Raw genomic sequence first — 19,778 nt, 5'->3', positions numbered from 1 at the left:
TTTAATCACTCTTTCCCGGCGTTCGCCAGCCTCACCAATCAAGTCCCGCGCGGTTTGACCCGGCGGGTCGGCATCGCGCTGGCGGGATCCTCCGGCCAGGGGTGACGCGGATAGCGGCCGCGCAAGTCGGAGCGCACCGCAGCATAACTGCCGCGCCAGAAGCCCGGCAGGTCGCGTGTCACCTGCACCGGCCGCTGCGCCGGCGACAGCAGTTCGAGCACCAGCGGCACCGCGCCCTTTGCGATCGAGGGATGGGTGTTGAGCCCGAACAGTTCCTGCAGCCGTACCGCGATGGTCGGGCCCTGCTCGGCCTCGTAGTCGATCGCAAGCTGGGTGCCGGTCGGCGCCTCGAAATGCGTCGGCGCCTCGCGGTCGAGCCGCGCCCGCAGTTCCCACGGCAACAGCGCTGTCAGCGCGTCCGACAGGTCGCCGGCCGACAGGTCCTTCAGCGCGGTCTTGTCGTAGAGCGCCGGCACCAGCCAGTCGTCGGACCGCGCAGCGAGCGCTGCATCGGACAGATCGGGCCAGCTCTCGCCCTCGGCCTTGCGCAGGAACATGACGCGGTCGCGCCATTGCTTCGCTTGCTTCGACCACGGCAGGCGGTCGAGGCCCGCGGCAATCAAGCCGTCGGCAAAGATGCGTGCGGTCTCGGCCGACGGCGACAGCGATGTCGGCGCCTCCGACAGCGTGATCGCATGCAGCGAACGCCTGCGGCGGCCGCGCAGTGCCATCGCGCCGCGGTCGAACGTCACCTCCTCGGCATTCTCGATCTGGTCGGCGAAACGCTGCTCGATCTCCTCCTGGGTGATCGGCGCGGCCAGCAGGATGCGGCCGCTCGCGGCGGTGCCGGTCAGTTCAGCGACCGCGATGTAGGGCGCGCGCGCCAGCGCCGAGGTCTGCTCCACGGCTGCGCCGCGGCCATTGGCGAGGACAAAGCTGCCATTGCCGCGGTTCCTGGCGACGCGGTCCGGAAACGCAAAGGCCAGCATGACGCCAGTGGAGACATCGATCTGCGCATCCGCACGCGCATCGACCTGCGACGCCCAGCGCTGTGCCATGCTGCGCGCGCTCGAGGCGCGCTGCGAGCGGTCACGGCGGAACTGATCGAGCCGATGGTCGAGATCGACGCCGTCGCCGCCAAGCCCACGTTCGGAGAGGATGGCGGCGATCTCGGCCGCGTCCCCGGCTGCGCCGAAGCGCGCCGAATCCACGATCATGCGCGCCAGCCGCGGCGGCAATGCGAGCGCACGCAGGCGTTTTCCCTCGGCGGTGATGCGGCCGTCATCATCCAGCGCGCGGAGCTCGCCCAGCAGCGATCTGGCTTCCTTCAGCGCCGGCGCCGGCGGCGGATCGAGGAAGGCGAGGCTTGCGGGATCGCTGACGCCCCATTGTGCGAGATCGAGCACCAGCGACGACAAATCGGCGGAGAGGATTTCAGGCGCGGTGTAGGCCGGAAGCGACGCCGTCTGCGGCTCGTCCCACAGCCGGTAGCACACCCCGGGCTCGGTGCGGCCGGCGCGGCCACGCCGCTGGTCGACCGCCGCACGCGAGGCCCGCACCGTCTCGAGCCGGGTCAACGCGATATCAGGCTCGTAGCGCGGCACCCGCGCCAGACCGGAATCCACCACGATGCGGACGCCCTCGATGGTCAGCGAGGTCTCGGCGATCGAGGTCGCCAGCACCACCTTGCGGGTGCCCTTCGGCGCCGGCGCGATCGCGCGATCCTGCACGCTGGCATCGAGCGCCCCGAACAGCGGCACGATTTCGACCGACGCATCCTGGACGCGCTCGGCGAGGAAATTCTGGGTGCGGCGGATTTCGGCGGCGCCGGGCAGGAACGCCAACACCGAGCCGGCGTCCGCGCGCAGCGCGGTCGCGATCGCGTCCGCCATCTGCCGCTCCAGCGGCACGTCCATCTTGCGGCCGAGATAGCGGGTCTCGACCGGAAAGGCGCGGCCTTCGCTCGCCACGACAGGCGCATCGCCAAGCAGCTTTCCGACCCGCGCGCCGTCGAGCGTTGCCGACATCACCAGGATGCGCAAATCCTCGCGCAACCCGGTCTGCGCGTCGCGCGCCAGCGCCAGCCCGAGATCGGCATCGAGCGAACGCTCGTGGAATTCGTCGAACAGCACTGCGGCCACGCCGTTGAGCTCGGGGTCGTCGAGGATCTGCCGCGCGAAGATGCCTTCGGTGACGACCTCGATCCGCGTCGCACGCGATATCTTGGATCCAAAGCGGACGCGATAGCCAACGGTCTCCCCAGTTCGCTCGCCCAGCGTCTTCGCCATCCGCTCGGCGCTCGCGCGCGCGGCGATGCGGCGCGGTTCCAGCACGATGATCTTCTTGGCCCTGGCCCAGGGCGCATCGAGCAGCGCCAGCGGCACCCGCGTGGTCTTGCCGGCGCCCGGCGGCGCGACCAGCACCGCGGCGTTATGACTGACGAGCGTGCGGTCGAGTTCATCGAGCACGGCGTCGATCGGCAGGGGCGTGTCGAAGCTGCGAGGCAAAGGGCTTACCACGTCGTCATGCCCGGGCTAAAGCGCGAAGCGCGTCTTCGCGCAAGACGTCCCGGGCATCCACGTCTTTCTGGCTTAGAGAACAAGACGTGGCTGGCCGGGACAAGCCCGGCCATGACGGAAATAACAGCCTTACGTCCGCGGCACCGGCGCGCGGCCGATGCTGTCATACGCGAAGCCGTGCGCGGCCATGTCTTCGGGCCGGTAGATGTTGCGCAGGTCGATCACGACCGGCTGCTTGAGCTCCGCCTTCAGCCGTTCGAGGTCGAGCGTGCGGTACTGCACCCATTCGGTGACCACGACCATGGCGTCGGCGCCCCTCACGCAATCATAGGGGTCATCGCAATACTCGATGTCGGGCAGCTCCTTGCGGGCCTGCTCGATGCCGACCGGATCATGCGCGCGCACCTTGGCGCCCATGTCGAGCAGGCCGGTGACCAGCGGTATAGACGGCGCCTCCCGCATGTCGTCGGTGTCGGGCTTGAAGGTGAGGCCAAGCACCGCAATGGTCTTGCCGCGCAGGCTGCCGCCGGAGAGATTCGCAACCTTGCGCGCCATCGCGCGCTTGCGAATGTCGTTGACGCCGAGCACCGCCTCGACGATGCGCAGCTGCACGTCATTGTCCTGCGCGATCTTGATCAGCGCACGGGTGTCCTTCGGAAAGCAGGAGCCGCCGAACCCCGGCCCGGCATGCAGGAACTTCGAGCCGATGCGGTTGTCGAGACCGATACCGCGCGCGACCTCCTGCACGTCGGCGCCGACTTTTTCGGCGAGATCGGCGATCTCATTGATGAAGCTGATCTTGGTCGCGAGGAACGCGTTGGCGGCGTATTTGATCAGCTCCGCGGTGCGCCGCTCCGTGAACATCAATGGCGCCTGGTTGAGCGACAGCGGCCGGTAGACATCGCCGAGCACCTTGCGGCCGCGTTCGTCCGAGGTGCCGACGACGATGCGATCGGGGAATTTGAAGTCGCGGATCGCGGCGCCCTCGCGCAAAAATTCCGGATTGGAGGCGACGACGAATTCGGCCGCGGGATTGGTCTCGCGGATCAAATGCTCGACCTCGTCGCCGGTGCCGACCGGCACGGTCGATTTGGTGACGATGACGGTGAAGCCCTTCAGGGCTGCTGCGATCTCACGCGTGGCACCGTAGACATAGGTCAGGTCGGCGTGACCGTCGCCGCGCCGCGACGGGGTGCCGACCGCGATGAAGACCGCGTCGGCCTCGGCGACGGGCGCCGCCAGATCGGTGGTGAATTCGAGCCGCTTGGCCTTCACATTGGCTGCGACCAGCGCGTCGAGGCCGGGCTCGAAGATCGGGATCTCACCGCGATGCAGCGCTGCGATCTTGCTCGCATCCTTGTCCACGCAGATCACGTGGTGACCGAAATCTGCAAAGCAGGCGCCCGACACCAGCCCGACATAACCCGTGCCAATCATGGCAATGCGCATGAAACAACCCGCTTCTTGTGGTTAACGACCCGTGGACCTTTGGGATTCGTGCGCCTCTTAGAACATTTGCCGGCCAAGGGAAACGTGGAAAAGCGCGACCTCCGCGGCATGTCATTTGTATGAATAAAGGGGAAAGCAACCGATCGGGCCGATGATGCGCCCGTGACAGCCGAAACAGGACAAAGATGACCGCAAACGGCACATCCGCTGTGACAGATGGTTCCCCCGGGACCGCGGGCAGCCGTGTCGATTGGGTCGACTATGCCAAGGGCATCTGCATCGTCATGGTCGTGATGATGCATTCGGTGCTGGGCGTGGAGAAGGCCGCCGACCAGACCGGCTTCATGAATTATGTCGTGATGTTCGCCAAACCATTCCGGATGCCGGATTTCTTCCTGATATCAGGGCTTTTCCTGTCGGTCGTGATCGGTCGCGACTGGCGCATTTATCTCGACCGCAAGGTGATGCACTTCGCGTATTTCTATGTGTTGTGGGTGACGATCCAGTTCGGCTTCAAGGCGCCGTCGCTCACCGCTGAATCGAGCTGGAGCCAGGTCGGACTGTTGTATCTCGAATCCTTCATCGAGCCGTTCGGCACCTTGTGGTTCATCTACCTGCTGCCGATCTTCTTCGTCGTCACGAAACTGACACGCAACGTTCACCCGCTCGCCATCTGGCTGATCGCGGCTGCCCTCGAAATGACGCATGTTGCGACAGGCTGGACCGCCATCGACGAGTTCTGCGCGCGCTTCGTCTATTTCTTCACCGGCTACATCCTGGCCGACTACGTCTTCGCACTGTCTGATCGTGCCCGGGCGCGGCCCGCGCTGGCGCTGCTTGGGCTCGGAGTGTGGGCCGTCGTCAATGGCGGCCTGGTCGCACTCGATTTCAGCGAATGGCCGCTGGTCTCACTGGCGCTTGGCCTCGCCGGCGCCTGCGCGATCATCGTAACAGGCACGCTGCTGGCCCGCGCCCACCGGCTCAATTTCCTGCGCTTTTGCGGCGAGCACTCGATCGTCATCTATCTCGCCTTCTTCCTGCCGATGGCCGCGACACGGACCATCCTGCTGAAAGCCGGCCTGATCCACGACATCGGCCTGATCTCACTCATTGTGACCGCGGTCGGGGTCGCCGGCTCGCTCCTGATCTGGCGGCTGGCACTGGCGGTGCGGGCCAACTTCCTGTTCGAGCGACCCGATGCGTTCTGGATTGCCCCGAAAAAGGCAGCGCCCAGGCTGCAGGCAGCCGAGTAAGCCCCGATAGTGCCAAAAGTCACAGCCCGGATTTGTTCCGACGGCCGAAATCCGGCCTGTCGGATTTTCTGCACATTGAAATTATTGATCTTTTTGACCCGAATGTTTCGTCGCGCGGCATTCAACGAAACAATTCTCCCACTCATGAAACCATTTTCCGCTTTTCGCGCAGACATCCGGAAACGGGGGGTAACTAACAATTCTCCCAACGAACCGCCGCCAAACGGCGAACTGGGAGCCTGTCATGCCGAACGTCATCGCCATCAACGCCGCAGCCCACAAGCACATTGCCGCTGCCCGTGCGACCTCGGATGAAATGCTGCTCGATAGTATTTCTGCGCACGACCGCACCGCGATGCACACCCTGTATGCTCGTCACAATGTCCGGGTCTACCGCTTCGTGCTGCGCATGGTGCGCGACACCACCATGGCGGAGGATCTGGTGAGCCAGGTGTTCCTGGACGTCTGGCGGACCGCCTCGCAGTTCGAGGGGCGTTCGCAGGTGTCGACGTGGCTGCTGTCGATCGCCCGTTTCAAGGCGCTGACCGCGCTGCGCCAGCGCAAGCACGAAGACATCGATCAGGAGGATGTGCTGGAGATCGCCGACGGCGCCGACACGCCGGAAGCTTCGCTCGATCGCGCCACCACCAGCGAGATCCTGCGCGCCTGTGTCGCCAAGCTGTCGCCGGCCCATCGCGAGATCATCAACCTTGTCTACTACCATGAGAAGTCGGTCGAGGAGGCCGGGCTGATCATCGGCATCCCGCAGAGCACGGTGAAGACCCGCATGTTCTATGCCCGCAAGCAGCTCGCCGACCTCCTCAGGGGCGCCGGCGTAGACAGCGTCGCGGCGTGACTTTTAACGAATTCAGCAGCTTAACAGGGAATGGAGAGATCCGGACAATTGTTCACGCAGCTGAAAAAACGAGAGCGACGAAACAATTGAAACAGTCGACGACATCCGCCGGAAAAACTCGATCTCTATACCAGACACCAACGACGCGACGCGGCGTCAAGACATCCACCGAGGTCCGCGTGATCTCAAACGGCGCAAGCATCAGCTAAACCAGTTTCTAACCTCTCAAGTTTTAAACCTCCCAAGTGACCTCCAGCGACCCGGCCGGGATGCCCCCCGGCCGGGTCGCTCTATGTTTGGCGCCGCTTTGTGAAGCGGGGCCGTCTCACACAGACGTGTGGGTCACGTGATCCGGCGGCCGTAACGGCGCAAGTATCAGCGCGAAGAACATCAGGCGTCCCGGTTCGGCCCTGTGGCGAACCGGATCTCTGATGGACGGACCACGATGCTTAGTCTTGCCCTAGCTCTGCTTGCCGGCGTCGTCACGGTCGCCGCGCCTTGCACCCTGCCGATGCTGCCAATCCTGCTCGGGGTATCGATAGGCCAGACCCGCAAGGCGCGGCCCGCCATGATCGCGCTCGGCTTCGCGACGTCATTCTCTGTTGTGGCGTTGCTGCTGAGCGCGATCACGCGGGCGTTCGATTTCGATCCGAACGTGCTGCGGACCGGTGCTGCCATTTTGCTTGCCGGTTTCGCGCTGCTGATGATCTGGCCGACGCCATTCGAATGGCTGTCGACGCGTATTTCCGGCGCCACCGGCGGCGTGGGCAACGCCATCCCATCGCAGGGCCTGCTCGGCGGCTTCGTGCTGGGCAGCACGCTCGGCCTGGTGTGGACGCCCTGCGCCGGTCCCGTGCTCGGCTCGATCCTGACCATCGTCGCGACATCGAAGGACACGGCATGGGCCAGCGTGCAACTCGTCACCTATGCGATTGGCGCGGCAATCCCGATGCTTGCGATCGCCTATGGCGGCCAGGCCATCACGACCCGCGTCCGCAGCTTCGCCCGCATCGCGCCGCGCCTGCAGCGGGGCTTCGGCGTCGTCATCCTCGCCTTCGCCGCGCTCTCCTACTTGCAATACGACACGCTGATCGTGGCGTGGCTAACGCGTTTTTACCCCAACGGCCAGATCGGCCTGTGAACCCGACAAGGAGATATCGATGACCCTCCGCTTGATCGCCGTATCCGTTCTCACAGCCGGCCTTGGTCTTGGCGGCGCCATCATTCCCGGCCTCTGTACCGAAGCCGACGCGCCGGCGCGGCCGGTGGTGATGGCTGCGAGGGCCGAGCAGGCTCAGGCCGCACCCGATTTCGTCGGCATCAGCAACTGGTTCAACTCGCAGCCGCTGAAGCTTGCCGATCTGCGCGGCAAGGTCGTGCTGGTGGATTTCTGGACTTATGGCTGCGTCAATTGCGTCAACACGCTGCCGCACGTGACCGAACTTTATTCAAAATATCGGGATCGCGGCCTCGTCGTGGTTGGCGTCCACACGCCGGAATTCCCGTTCGAGCACTCCGCTTCCAACGTGCAGGCGGCCCTGAAGCGTCACGGCATCCTTTATCCGGTGGCGCAGGACAATAATTCGCAGACCTGGAACGCCTACGGCAACCAGTATTGGCCGGCCCAATACATCATCGACCAGAACGGCAAGATCGTATTCCAGCATGCCGGCGAGGGGCAGTACGACCAGATCGACCGCACCATCGCCCGGCTGCTCAACGCCAATAGCTAGTTGGACAATCGGACCAGTATTGTCGTCACCCCCGACGTGTTAGGCTTCACGGCGGGGGTGCGCGATCCCGGACAAGATCGCGCACCTGGAAATTGACGACGGACGGTGCGTGATGTTCGAAGGCTGGGATGCGGTCGCGCTGGCTCGCGCGCAATTTGCTTTCACGATGTCGTTTCACATCGTATTCCCCGCGTTCTCGATCGGGCTTGCGAGCTACCTCGCCGTGCTCGAAGCGCTGTGGCTTGGGACCGGGCGCGAGGTCTACATCAACCTGTTCAATTACTGGCTGAAGATTTTCGCGGTTGCCTTCGGCATGGGCGTCGTGTCCGGCATCGTGATGTCCTACCAGTTCGGCACCAACTGGTCGGCCTTCGCCGACAAGACCGGCCCCATCATCGGCCCGTTGATGGCCTATGAGGTGATGACCGCGTTCTTTCTCGAGGCCGGTTTCCTCGGCGTGATGCTGTTCGGCCTCGAACGGGTCGGCCCCAGGCTGCATTTCCTGGCGACGCTGATGGTGGCGACCGGCACGCTGATCTCGGCGTTCTGGATCCTGTCGGCCAATTCCTGGATGCAGACACCGACAGGCTATGCGGTCAACGCCGACGGCCAGTTCGTCGCTGTCAGCTGGCTAAAGGTGATCTTCAATCCGTCATTCCCCTACCGCCTCGTGCACATGGTGCTGGCGGCGTACCTCACGACGTCGCTGGTGGTTGGCGCCGTCGGCGCCTGGCATCTGCTGCGCGACCAGCATCTTGCAGGCGGACGCGTGATGTTCTCGATGGCGATGTGGATGGCGACCCTGGTGGCGCCGATCCAGATCCTGGCCGGCGACCAGCACGGCCTCAACACGCTGGAGCATCAGCCGGCCAAGGTGATGGCGATGGAGGGCCACTTCCAGAGCCATCCGAACGGTGCGCCGCTGGTGCTGTTCGGCTGGCCCGACATGACCGACGCGAAGGTGAAATACGCGATCGAAGTGCCGAAACTCTCATCGCTGATCCTGAAACATTCGCTCGACGCGCCGCTGGGCGGCCTCGACACCGTGCCGCGGGAAAACTGGCCGCCGGTGCCGATCACCTTCTGGTCGTTCCGTGTCATGGTCGGCCTCGGCTTCCTGATCCTGGGGCTCGGCCTGTTCAGCCTGCTGATGCGCCTGCGCGGAAAAATGTACCAATCGCGGCTGCTGCATTTGTTTGCGGTGACAATGGGCCCGGCCGGCTTCATCGCGGTGCTGGCGGGCTGGATCACGACGGAGACCGGACGGCAGCCGTTCACCGTCTACGGGCTGTTGCGAACAGCTGACTCCGCCTCGCCGCTGGCCGCGCCTGCGGTCGGCTCTTCGCTGATCGCCTTCGTCATCGTCTATTTCATCGTCTTCATCGCGGGCGTGGTCTACATCCTCAGACTGATGGCGCAGCCGCCGCATCCGGGCGAGCAAGGTCCGCCGCGCGCGGTGCCCGCGCGTGCCGCGGGCATCACACCGGCTCCGGCTGCCGTCACGGAGGCCGCGCGATGAGCTTTGCCACCGACCTCGCCACGCTCTGGGCCTTCATCATCGCCTTTGCCGTATTCGTCTATATCGTGATGGACGGCTTCGATCTCGGCCTCGGCATCCTGTTTCCGCTGTTTCCGCAAAAAGCCGATCGCGACGTCATCATGAACAGCGTGGCGCCGGTGTGGGACGGCAACGAGACCTGGCTGGTGCTCGGCGGCGGCGGCATGATGGCAGCGTTTCCGCTCGCCTATGCGGTGCTGATGCCGGCGCTCTACACGCCCGTGATCGCGATGCTGCTCGGGCTGGTGTTCCGCGGCGTCGCCTTCGAATTCCGCTGGCGGACGCAGAAGGCGCGCAACAAGTGGGATCTCGCCTTTGCCGGCGGCTCGCTGGTCGCAGCGCTGGCGCAGGGCATCGCACTCGGTGCCATCCTGCAGGGCATCCATGTCGAGGCGCGCCATTACGCCGGCGGCTGGTGGGACTGGCTGACGCCGTTCAGCATCCTGACCGGCCTCGCGCTCGTGACCGGCTATGCGCTGTTGGGGGCGACCTGGCTCGTGATGAAGACCGAAGGCGAATTGCGTGACCGCGCCTATCGTTTGAGCTGGGCGCTGCTGATCGCGATGCTGGTTGCGATCGGCCTTGTCAGCATCGCGACGCCATTCCTGCATGTGCAGTACACCCATCGCTGGTTCGCCTGGCCGAACATCATCCTGACCGCGCCGGTGCCGATCGCGGTCGCCGCGGTCGCTGCGCTGCTGCTGCGCGCGCTCGCCAACAGATACGACTACCAGCCGTTCTTCCTTTCGCTGGTGCTGTTTGCGCTGTCCTATGCCGGGCTCGGCATCAGCATGTATCCGTTCATCGTGCCGCAGAGCATCACGATCTGGCAGGCGGCCGCGCCGGAGAGCAGCCAGGTGTTCATGCTGGTCGGGGTCTCGGTGCTGATCCCGCTGATCCTCGGCTACACCTCGTGGGCCTATTGGGTGTTTCGCGGCAAGGTGCGGCCCGGGCACGGCTACCATTCATGAGATCGGATCTGAATCCGCGCCCGCTCGGCCAGCGCCTGTTGTGGTTCGTGGCGCTCTGGCTCGGCGGCGTCGGCACGGTGGCCCTGATTTCCTTTGCCTTGCGACTCTGGATCGCGCCGAAATGAGCCAGGCAGCGTGACGTGCGCCTCTCATGGACGACAAATAACAGAGGTATTACAGCGAGGTATCGGCGAGACCGCCCTAAACTTGCCATCAAGCTGTCACTGAGATCAGATGCTTCTGCGATTTGGGTGGAGCAACCACTTGGCCGCGCGCCAATAAGGAGAGCTTTGCATGACGAAACTACGTCACCTGGTCTGGATGTTGATCGCCGCGGTTGCCTTGGTGTTGTCGACATCGCAGGGTTTTGCGCAGGGCCGCCCCGACGCCGACGAACCCGGCCTGGTCCCCGACGAGAGCTACCAGCTCGATCCGGAATGGCAGAAGCAGGTGGTTTACTACCGGAGCAACGAGCAGCCCGGCACCATCGTCATCTCCACGGCCGAACGCCATCTCTACCTGATACAGGGCAATGGCCGCGCGCTTCGCTACGGCATCGGCGTCGGCCGCGACGGTTTTCAGTGGCAGGGGCTGGTGAACATCACCCGCAAGGCGGAGTGGCCGGACTGGACGCCGCCGCCGGAAATGATCGCCCGGCAGCCCTATCTGCCGCGCTTCATGGCGGGCGGGCCCGGCAACCCGCTCGGCGCGCGCGCGATGTATCTGGGCAGCACGGTGTACCGCATTCACGGCACCAATCAGCCCGACACCATCGGCACCGCCATCTCCTCCGGCTGCTTCCGCCTGGTCAACAATGATGTCGCCGACCTCTACAGCCGCGTTCCTGTTGGCACCAAGGTGATCATCCGGCAGAAGCCGGAACTGTAGACCTCCAGCCGCTTTCGATACCTGCCCCCGATACCTGCCCCCGATACCTGCCCCGTTTTTTCCCGATCATTCGCGAGAGACATCCATGCGTACATTTCGAGGCGGCCTGACGATCGGGCTCGCGGTCGCCGTGCTGATTGCGGCCGCCGCCATCACCTATGAGCGTTACGACACCCGTACGCTGAAGCGCACCATCCGCCGCGGCGAGGTGCTGTGCGGTGTCAACAAGGGCCTGCCGGGCTTCTCGAATCCCGACGACAAGGGCAACTGGACCGGCTTCGACGTCGACTTCTGCCGCGCGGTGGCCTCCGCGATCTTCGACGATCCGTCGAAGGCGAAGTTCGTTCCGCTCGATGCCAGCGAGCGCTTCAAGGAATTGCAGAACCGCAAGGTCGACATCCTCTCGCGCAACTCCACCTGGAGCATGTCGCGCGAGGTCAATTACGACCTCTATTTCCCGGCTGTCGCCTATTATGACGGCCAGGGCTTCATGGTGCCCCGCGGCCGCAACATCGATTCCGCGCTCAACCTCGACGGCAGCAAGGTCTGCGTGCAGGGCAGCACCACGACGCAGCTCAACCTTGCCGACTATTTCCGTGCCAACAACATGAAGTATACGGAGATGAAGTTCGACAGATTGGAGGACGTCGTGAAGGCCTATGATTCCGGCCAGTGCGACACGCTAACGTCGGATGCCTCGCAGCTCTATGCGTTGCGGCTCAATCTCTCCAAGCCGAACGACCACGTCATCCTCGCCGACATCATCTCGAAGGAGCCGCTGGCGCCGGTGGTGCGCTTGCGCGACGACGACTGGATGATGATCGTGAAGTGGACGCTTTACGCCATGATCAACGCCGAGGAACTCGGCGTCACCTCGAAGAACATCGACGAGGCGCTGAAGTCGAAGAAGCCCGAGGTGATGCGGCTGGTCGGCACCGAGGGTACCTATGGCGAGGACCTCGGCCTCACCAAGGACTGGGCGGTGCGCATCATCCGCCACGTCGGCAATTACGGCGAGGTCTATGACCGCAACGTCGGAAGCGGCTCGCCGCTGAAAATCCCGCGCGGCATGAACCAGCTCTGGAACGCCGGCGGCGTCCAGTACGCACCGCCGATCCGGTGATCAACACCGCGGCCTAAACCACCGCTCCGCCTCATGCTCAACTGTCATCATCCGCGCATGCGGGTGATCCAGTACGCCGCGGCCTGTCCGCTCAAGCACAGCCGTCTCTGGAATACCAGGTCGCCCCGGTCCCAGTGCGCAATTGCGCACAAGGCCGGGCGATGACATCGGTTGCGCGGGGACGCCGGCACGCTCAATAGTTCTTCGCCTGCGCCAACTGGTCGGCGTGGAAATTGCTGTCGCCGAACAGTTCCTGGCAGACGCGGGCGCGTTTCATGAAGAAGCCGATGTCGAACTGGTCGGTCATGCCCATGCCGCCATGCATCTGCACGCCCTCCTGCACGGCCTGTGTCGCCGTGGTGCCGGCGCGTGCTTTTGCAACGGCGACCGCGGTGGCAGCCTTGTCGATGTTGGTGTCGAGCGCCTGCAACGCTTTCAGAACCGCCGCGCGCGTAATCTCGATCTCGATATAGAGCTCGGCTGCGCGGTGCTGCAGCGCCTGGAATTCGCCGATCGCCTTGCCGAACTGCTTGCGTTCCTTCAGGTAGGTCACGGTGCGGCCGAACACCTCCTCGGAGAGTCCGACCATTTCGGAGGCGACCGCGCCGCGGCCGATATTGAGCACTCCCTCGAGCAGCCCGTGTCCCTGATCGACCTCGCCAAGCACGCTGTCGGCATTGACCTCGACATTGTCGAACACGATCCGCGCCGCATTGTGCGAATCGACCATCGCGGTGCGTTCGACCGCGAGCCCCTTTGACTTCGGATCGACCAGGAACAGCGTGATCCCGTTCTTGTCGCCGGCGCTACCCGCGCTGCGCGCGGCGACGATCAGCAGATCGGCGCTGTGACCATCGACCACGAACGCCTTTTCGCCCGAGAGATTGAACCCGTTGCCGGAGCGTGTGGCCTGCAATTTGGTCTGCAGCGGGCGATGCTTGGCGCCCTCATCGATCGCAAGCGCCGCGAGCAGCGAGCCGTCGGAAATCTTTGGCAAATACTGCGCCTTCTGCGCTTCGCTGCCGCCGCGCGACAGCGCCGAGGCCGCGAGCACGGAGGTCGCCAGGAACGGCGACGGCATCAAGGTGCGGCCGATCTCCTCCATGACGATACCGGCCTCGACGCAGCCGAGCCCGCTGCCGCCGAACTGCTCCGGCACCAGGAGGCCGGAGAAGCCCATTTCGGCAAAGGTCTTCCAGAGTTCGCGGGAGAAGCCGGTGGCATCCTTGCTGTCGCGCAGGCCGCGCAGATGCGACACCGGCGCCTTGTCGCTGATGAGGCCGCGCGCACTGTCGCGCAGCATGGATTGTTCTTCGGTGAGGACGAGGGCCATGGATGGATTCCGAAACTAAGATGATGAATTTTCCAACTGCTGAACTCCCTCCCCCTGCAAGGGGGAGGGTCGGGGTGGGGGTCTGCCGCTTGCTCCGTGTCCGCGGCAGACCCCCACCCGTCGCGCGCAAGCGCGCGACGACCTCCCCCTTTCAGGGGAAGGTGAAGATCACGCCCCCGGCAAATCGAGGATGCGCTTGGCGACGATGCCGAGCATCACCTCCGAGGTGCCGCCCTCGATCGAGTTGGCCTTGGTACGCAGCCAGGCGCGTGGACGGGCGCCGCCCCTGGAGCGCTCGCTGTCCCATTCCAGCGCATCGATGCCGCCAGCCGACATCAATATCTCGTAGCGGCGCTTGTTGAGCTCGGTGCCGTAATATTTCATCGCCGAGGAGAACGCCGGATGCGATTGCCCGGCTTTGGCGAGATCGACCGCGCGTTCCGCGGCGGCGGCAAGCGCCGCTTCATCCACCTCGAAGCTCGCGATCTGGCTGCGCAGTTGCGCATCGTCGAGCCGGCCTTGCGCGTCGGCGCCAACGGAGTCGGCGGCGATCTGGCCGAGCGGCCGGCCGACGCCGCGTTCGCCCATGCCGGAGATCATCGCGCGCTCGTGCTGCAGCAGATATTTGGCGACGTCCCAGCCGCGGTTGACGGTGCCCACGACATGGGATTTCGGCACGCGGACATTGTCGAAGAAGGTCTCGCAGAACGGCGAGTAGCCGGAGATCAGGAGAATCGGCTTTGTCGACACACCCTTCGACGCCATATCGAACAGAATGAAGCTGATCCCGTCATGTTTCTTCGCGGACGAGTCGGTGCGCACGAGGCAGAAGATCCAATCGGCGAAGTTGGCATACGACGTCCAGATCTTCTGGCCGTTGATGACGTAGTCGTCGCCGTCGCTCTCGGCGCGGGTCTGCAGCGAGGCAAGGTCGGAGCCGGCGTTCGGCTCGGAATAGCCCTGGCACCAGCGGATCAGGCCCGCAGTGATATCAGGCAGATGTTCCCTCTTCTGCTCCTCGGTACCGTATTTCAACAGGGCCGGCCCGAGCATGGAGATGCCGAACGAGGTCAGCGGTTGGCGCGCGCCGATCGCCGCCATCTCCTGGCGGACGATCTTGGCCTCCTCGCCGTCGAGGCCGCCACCGCCATATTCCTTCGGCCAGTGCGGCACGGTCCAACCCTTGTCGCGCATGCGCTCGAACCAGACGCGCTGCGCCTCGGAAGAGAATTTCGTGTTGCGGCCGCCCCAGAACGTGTCGCCATCCGATGTCATCGGCTTGCGCATCTCCGGCGGGCAGTTCTGCGCCAGCCAGGCGCGGGTCTCACTACGGAATTTTTCGAGGTCTGCCATAATATCTTTCCGGTCAAGATCGATGAGTTGGATTCGACCTTAGCCCCCGCATCGTGGAATTCAATATGTCTTGCGGCCGCGCCATGCTCTGGCGTCGGTGGTCACTCGGTAGGATCGGGTGTATCGGCGAGACGGGGTAACGATTGAAAAACCAGAGGAAACCGACATGCGGCTGAGACTGCTTTCGCCTGGCGAAATGAACGCCGCCCAAAAAGAAACCTACGACGAATCGATCACGGGCAAGCGCGGCGCCCCGCCGGCGCCGATGATGGCCTGGCTCAACAGCCCGGAGATGGCGCGGCATGCTACGCGGCTTGGCGAGGTGCTGCGCTTCGATACGATCTTTCCGCCCAAACTGTCGGAGATCGCGATCCTCGTCACCGCCCGGCACTGGACCGCGCATTACGAATGGTATGCGCACAAGCGGCTGGCGCTGAAGGGCGGCCTGGATCCTGACATCATCGAGGACATCCGGGTTCGCCGCATCCCGACCTTCGACGATCCCAAGGCCAGGATGATCTACGAGGTCGCCAAGTCGCTGCATGAGGGCCACGGCGTGGCCAAGCCGCTGTACGACGAAGCGGTCGAACTGCTGACCTTGCGCGGCGTCGTCGAGATCATCGGGTTGTGCGGCTACTACACCATGGTGTCGATGACGCTGAACACCTTCGAATTCGAGGTGCCGGGCGGCGAATTGTCGGAATTGTCGTAGGCTGTTGCTGAAGAAGCGAGCGCCTCGGGAAACGCTGGGTTTCACGATCAGCCGCTCCCGGATCGGTGGATGCGCCCTATATCTTCCGTGACGCCTTCCCGCCGGCTCGCCGGTCATGGACACAACGGAGCCACGGCATGCCGCAAAATCCTCCCATCATCGCGGGCACCCGGATCGGGCATGTCCATCTCAAGGTCGCCGACCTCGACCGCGCGCTCGGCTTCTATTGCGGCGTGCTCGGCTTCGAGCTGCAGCAGCGCATGGGTTCGGCTGCGGCCTTCATCTCGGCCGGCGGCTATCATCACCACATCGGCCTCAACACCTGGGAGAGCAAGGGCGGCCATCCGCCGCCGCCCGGCACTACCGGCCTGTTCCACACCGCCATTCTCTATCCGACCCGCGCGGCGCTCGCCGACGCGCTGCATCGCGTGCGCTCGGCCGGCATCCAACTCGACGGCGCCAGCGACCACGGTGTCAGCCAGGCGCTGTACCTGCGCGACCCCGACGAGAACGGCGTCGAACTCTATTGGGACCGGCCCGAGGCGGAATGGCCACGCACGGCCGACGGCAAGCTCGCGATGTTTACCAGCCGGCTCGACCTCGAGGATTTGCTGAAGCAGCGCATTGGGTAGCGGCGCAGCTCCATGCCCGTCATTGCGAGCGAAGCGAAGCAATCCACCGCACCGCATATGCGCAGGAATGGATTGCTTCGTCGCTACCGCTCCTCGCAATGACGACGTTGCTTGGACTTCACGCTCTTTCAGGATGAGGCATTGGCAGCGCGCCCTTCACCATGATCGCCATCGCTGCGATCAGCTCGAGGCCGATGCAGCCATAGAATGGCAGCCTGTAGCTGCCGGAGAGATCGTGCAGCAGCCCGATCACGCCGGGGCCGAAGGCATAGGTGATCTGGTTGATCGCCGTGATCAGGCTGACCAGCACGCCGAACGCCCGTGGGTCGAACTCACGCTGCACGATCAACGACGGCAGCGTGATGAGATTGCCGACGGAGAAGCCGAACAACCCGCAGGCCGCGATCAGCGCCACATCGTTGTGCACATTGATGACGACGACCGGCGCGATCGCCTGGCTGACAAACGAGAGCGCCGAGGCCAGACGCTGGTTGAGCTGGTCGATCACGAAGGAGAACGAGACCCGACCGACCACGGCCATCGCCGTCAGCAGCGCCATCGCCACTGTCGCGCGCTCGCGCCCGATCACGGAGTCGAGGAACGAGATGAGGTGGACGATGAAGCCGACCTGCGCGAACAGCACCAGCGCGAACGCAACCGAGACCGACAGGAAGTTGATATCGCGCAGCGCCCGGGCGCGGATCTGGGTCGCTGACGGCGCGTCCGCCGCGGCGGCCGTGACCGCATGGAGATGCGCCGGCGGCCGGCCGACGAAAATCAGGATGACCGGCACCATCAGCACGATCAGCAGCACGGCCGCGGCGACCATCGCGCCGGAGAAGCCGAAAGCGCCGATGCCCGCCACCAGCAAGGGCACGCCGACGATGCCGCCAAAGCTCGCACCGTTCAGCGCCAGGCTGATCGCCATGCCGCGCTTCTTGTCGAACCACAGGCCCAGCGTATTGGTGATGATACCGAGGCTGGTGCCGGCCCAGCCGAATGCCAGCACCGCATTGGCGAGATAGAGCTGCCAGGGCTCGCGCACCTCGCCGATCGCGACCGCGGCCGCCGCCAGCGCGAAGCTGCCGGCGACCAGGCAGTTGCGCGGGCCGAACGCCCGGATCGCCTCGCTGACGAAGGCGACCAGGGCCGCGCCGAACAGATAGAAGAACGTCGTGCCGGACGAGATCAGCGAGGCCGGCCAGCCGTGCAGCCGTTGCAGCTCGGCGACATAAACGCTCTGCCCGTAGAAACCGAGTCCCCAGCCGAACGTCGCGAGCAGGAAGCACACGATAACGATCCGCCAGCCTTCGTAGCGGAGCGAGGATTCGTCAGGCGGGATGTATGAGGATGCGTCCATTTTTTGCTCTTGCTCGTCACATCGTCATGACAGGAGTTGTCCGGTCTGACGATGTAAATAGCAATGCAAAGGCAATCATTTCGACGCCGATCGAACTGTCAGCAACTGGCAGCAGGCGATCAGATGCTCGGGTCAGGAATTTCGTCCACCGCGCGCAATCTCGCCCGGCGCCTCGCGAACGACGCCAGCGACAGCACGCCAAGGCCGAGCAGCACCGGCGGAAACACCACCATGTTGACGGCGTTCCAGCCATAATGCGCGAGCAACTGGCCGGATGAGAACGAGCCGATCGCCATCATGCCGAAGACGAGGAAATCGTTGAAGGCCTGCACCTTGTTGCGCTCCTGCGGCCGGTGCGTTTCCAGCACCAGCGCTGAGGCGCCGACAAACGCGAAATTCCAGCCCACGCCGAGCACGATCAGCGTCGCCCAGAAGTGCAGCGCGGTGATGCCGGACAGTCCGATCGTCGCGGCTGCAGCCTCCAGCGCGAGCCCGACGGCTACGATCGCAGGCGCGCCGAACCGCGCGATCAGAGAGCCGGTGAAGAAGCTCGGGCCGTACATCGCCACGATGTGCCATTGAATGCCAAAATTGGAATCGCTCACCGTCAGGCCGCACATTTTCATGGCCAGCGGCGCCGAGGTCATCACCAGGTTCATCATCGGATAGGCGATCACGCCGCACAGCGCTGCCGCGATGAAGCGCGGCTGCTTGGCGATCTCGAACAGGGGACGGCCGCCATGCAGATCCGCCGGCGCGGGCTTCGGCGCATCGACACCAGACAGCACCGCCATCGCGACCAGCGCGACGAGCGCCTGCATCACGAAGGAGAACGCGAACAGATAGGGCGGCCAGACATCCATGGTCCATTGCACAAGCTGGGGCCCGAGCACACCGGCGAACACGCCGCCCGCCATCACCCATGACACCGCCTTGGGGCGGAACGCGGTGCTGGCGCCATCGGCCGCGGCAAATCGATAAGATTGCGCCACCGAGCCATAGAGGCCGCCGAGGAAGGTCGCGGCACAGAACAGCCAGAACGACGAATGCAGGATCGCCCAGGCCCCGAGCACGCCGGTCAGCGTGCCGCAGAAGGTGCCGATGATGAAAGCGACACGGCGGCCATAGGCGCGCGAGATCGCGCCGGTCGGCAGCGTGCCGGCGGCCATGCCGAGCACATACATCGAGAGCGGCACCGTCGCGAGCGAGATGTCCGGCGCCAGCGTCGCGCCGACGATCGAGCCGGTGGCGAAGATCACGGCCGAATTGGCGCCGGTCAACGCCTGCGCCGCGGCGAGCCGCAGCACATTGCCCCGCGCCCGCGCGTCGTTGGCCGTCTCGTCCATCGCTGTCAGGTCGATCATCGGCATTTCCGCCCTGCGAGTCCCTCGGCGGGAGCTCTTGTTGCGGGCACTATGAAGAGCGGTCGCGAGCCGATCAACCAACGCAAACGGGCGCACGCCATGCGAGAGGCGCAAGCGGCTCGCTTTAGCGCGTCGGCTTCTTGCCTGGCCGTTTCTCGGCGCGCAGCGCGCCGGCCTTGTGGGCCTTGGAGCGAGGCCCGACAAACGGTATCCGCGCAATGCCCGGCCCCAATTCGAGCACGCGCGTGGCCGCAAATCCGAACAGGCTCGACCTGCTCATGCCGAGTTCGGCCGCGCGCTTGTCGATCGCCGCGATCAGGCTTTTCGGCAGGTAGACATTCACCCGTTCGGATGGATCGGGCGGATTGACGCCGACGATGAAGTAGGCGGCGACGTCGGAGCCCTTGGGCGGCACGATGCGCTCGATCGGCGTCGGCTCCGGCAGCGGTTTGCCTTGTTCGAGCCAGCCATCCACCGCTTGCGCCAACGCCTGCTCCGCGCGTTCGATCGCCTCTTCCTGAGATTTGCCGGCCGCGACGCAGCCCGGAAAATCAGGAAACCACGCCCCAAACGCGCCGCGCGGGCCGCGTTCCAGCACGGCCGGATAGAGCTGTCTCTTCATCTCTGGCCTCTCTTGGTGAAGTATGCTATTTCACACACACGGATGTGTCAAA

18 protein-coding genes are annotated in these 19,778 nt (G+C 64.6%); 11 read left to right on the top strand and 7 right to left on the bottom strand.

Going from position 1 to position 19,778, the window contains the following annotated elements:
- Positions 1-38: 38 nt before the first annotated feature.
- Positions 39-2,507 (bottom strand): ATP-dependent helicase HrpB, encoded by a 2,469-nt coding sequence (gene hrpB / locus ACP2YO_RS03470; protein ID WP_426439094.1) that lies wholly within the window; start codon positions 2,505-2,507, stop codon positions 39-41.
- Positions 2,508-2,648: 141 nt separating this feature from the next.
- Positions 2,649-3,968 (bottom strand): UDP-glucose dehydrogenase family protein, encoded by a 1,320-nt coding sequence (locus ACP2YO_RS03465; RefSeq protein ID WP_426439092.1) that lies wholly within the window; start codon positions 3,966-3,968, stop codon positions 2,649-2,651.
- Between the two features lie 185 nt (positions 3,969-4,153).
- On the opposite strand from ACP2YO_RS03465, the gene ACP2YO_RS03460 reads away from it, so the two are divergent.
- The 9 genes from ACP2YO_RS03460 to ACP2YO_RS03420 all read left to right on the top strand — a co-directional run bounded on the left by ACP2YO_RS03460 (position 4,154) and on the right by ACP2YO_RS03420 (position 12,350).
- A complete protein-coding gene (locus tag ACP2YO_RS03460; protein ID WP_426439090.1) occupies positions 4,154-5,221 on the top strand; it encodes an acyltransferase family protein in 1,068 nt (355 codons plus the stop codon).
- Between the two features lie 244 nt (positions 5,222-5,465).
- On the top strand, positions 5,466-6,077 hold the full coding sequence (locus ACP2YO_RS03455) for a sigma-70 family RNA polymerase sigma factor (protein WP_426439088.1): 612 nt from the start codon (positions 5,466-5,468) through the stop codon (positions 6,075-6,077).
- A gap of 445 nt (positions 6,078-6,522) precedes the next feature.
- Positions 6,523-7,218 (top strand): cytochrome c biogenesis CcdA family protein, encoded by a 696-nt coding sequence (locus ACP2YO_RS03450; protein ID WP_426439086.1) that lies wholly within the window; start codon positions 6,523-6,525, stop codon positions 7,216-7,218.
- 19 nt (positions 7,219-7,237) lie between these two features.
- A complete protein-coding gene (locus tag ACP2YO_RS03445) occupies positions 7,238-7,810 on the top strand; it encodes a thioredoxin family protein (protein WP_426439084.1) in 573 nt (190 codons plus the stop codon).
- Between the two features lie 112 nt (positions 7,811-7,922).
- The gene (locus ACP2YO_RS03440; RefSeq protein ID WP_426439082.1) at positions 7,923-9,329 is read left to right on the top strand and encodes a cytochrome ubiquinol oxidase subunit I; all 1,407 of its coding nucleotides are present in this window, start codon (positions 7,923-7,925) and stop codon (positions 9,327-9,329) included.
- Positions 9,326-10,339, top strand: a complete 1,014-nt coding sequence (cydB, locus tag ACP2YO_RS03435; RefSeq protein WP_426439080.1) for a cytochrome d ubiquinol oxidase subunit II — start codon at positions 9,326-9,328, stop codon at positions 10,337-10,339. Before ACP2YO_RS03440 ends, cydB begins: the two co-directional genes overlap by 4 nt.
- Positions 10,336-10,464: a DUF2474 domain-containing protein gene (locus ACP2YO_RS03430; protein WP_426439078.1), complete on the top strand. Its 129-nt coding sequence runs from the start codon at positions 10,336-10,338 to the stop codon at positions 10,462-10,464. The genes cydB and ACP2YO_RS03430 overlap by 4 nt, the downstream gene beginning before the upstream one ends.
- A gap of 169 nt (positions 10,465-10,633) precedes the next feature.
- Entirely contained in the window at positions 10,634-11,227 is a 594-nt protein-coding gene (locus tag ACP2YO_RS03425; RefSeq protein WP_426439076.1) for a L,D-transpeptidase, read from the top strand.
- A gap of 85 nt (positions 11,228-11,312) precedes the next feature.
- Positions 11,313-12,350, top strand: coding sequence for an amino acid ABC transporter substrate-binding protein (locus tag ACP2YO_RS03420; protein ID WP_426439074.1), 1,038 nt, complete (start codon positions 11,313-11,315; stop codon positions 12,348-12,350).
- Between the two features lie 193 nt (positions 12,351-12,543).
- On the opposite strand, the gene ACP2YO_RS03415 is transcribed toward ACP2YO_RS03420, so the two are convergent.
- Both ACP2YO_RS03415 and ACP2YO_RS03410 read right to left on the bottom strand, forming a co-directional pair.
- Positions 12,544-13,683, bottom strand: a complete 1,140-nt coding sequence (locus tag ACP2YO_RS03415; protein WP_426439072.1) for an acyl-CoA dehydrogenase family protein — start codon at positions 13,681-13,683, stop codon at positions 12,544-12,546.
- Positions 13,684-13,851: 168 nt separating this feature from the next.
- Entirely contained in the window at positions 13,852-15,036 is a 1,185-nt protein-coding gene (locus ACP2YO_RS03410) for an acyl-CoA dehydrogenase family protein (protein WP_426439070.1), read from the bottom strand.
- Between the two features lie 166 nt (positions 15,037-15,202).
- Between ACP2YO_RS03410 and ACP2YO_RS03405 the strand changes: the two genes are divergently transcribed.
- Together ACP2YO_RS03405 and ACP2YO_RS03400 are read left to right on the top strand one after the other, a co-directional pair.
- A complete protein-coding gene (locus ACP2YO_RS03405) occupies positions 15,203-15,748 on the top strand; it encodes a carboxymuconolactone decarboxylase family protein (RefSeq protein WP_426439068.1) in 546 nt (181 codons plus the stop codon).
- 137 nt (positions 15,749-15,885) lie between these two features.
- Positions 15,886-16,380, top strand: coding sequence for a VOC family protein (locus tag ACP2YO_RS03400; protein ID WP_426439066.1), 495 nt, complete (start codon positions 15,886-15,888; stop codon positions 16,378-16,380).
- Between the two features lie 118 nt (positions 16,381-16,498).
- Here the strand turns inward: ACP2YO_RS03400 and ACP2YO_RS03395 are convergent, their stop codons facing one another.
- The 3 genes from ACP2YO_RS03395 to ACP2YO_RS03385 all read right to left on the bottom strand — a co-directional run bounded on the left by ACP2YO_RS03395 (position 16,499) and on the right by ACP2YO_RS03385 (position 19,726).
- Positions 16,499-17,740 (bottom strand): MFS transporter, encoded by a 1,242-nt coding sequence (locus tag ACP2YO_RS03395; RefSeq protein ID WP_426439064.1) that lies wholly within the window; start codon positions 17,738-17,740, stop codon positions 16,499-16,501.
- Between the two features lie 119 nt (positions 17,741-17,859).
- Positions 17,860-19,104: an MFS transporter gene (locus ACP2YO_RS03390; protein WP_426439062.1), complete on the bottom strand. Its 1,245-nt coding sequence runs from the start codon at positions 19,102-19,104 to the stop codon at positions 17,860-17,862.
- Between the two features lie 124 nt (positions 19,105-19,228).
- Positions 19,229-19,726: a type II toxin-antitoxin system HicB family antitoxin gene (locus ACP2YO_RS03385; protein ID WP_426439060.1), complete on the bottom strand. Its 498-nt coding sequence runs from the start codon at positions 19,724-19,726 to the stop codon at positions 19,229-19,231.
- Positions 19,727-19,778 lie beyond the last annotated feature (52 nt).

Source organism: Bradyrhizobium genosp. P (assembly GCF_049949265.1).
In the GTDB taxonomy this organism is placed as follows: Bacteria; Pseudomonadota; Alphaproteobacteria; order Rhizobiales; family Xanthobacteraceae; genus Bradyrhizobium.
The sequence above is the reverse complement of the archived record's forward strand: the minus strand, read 5'-3'. Positions and strand labels throughout refer to the sequence as shown.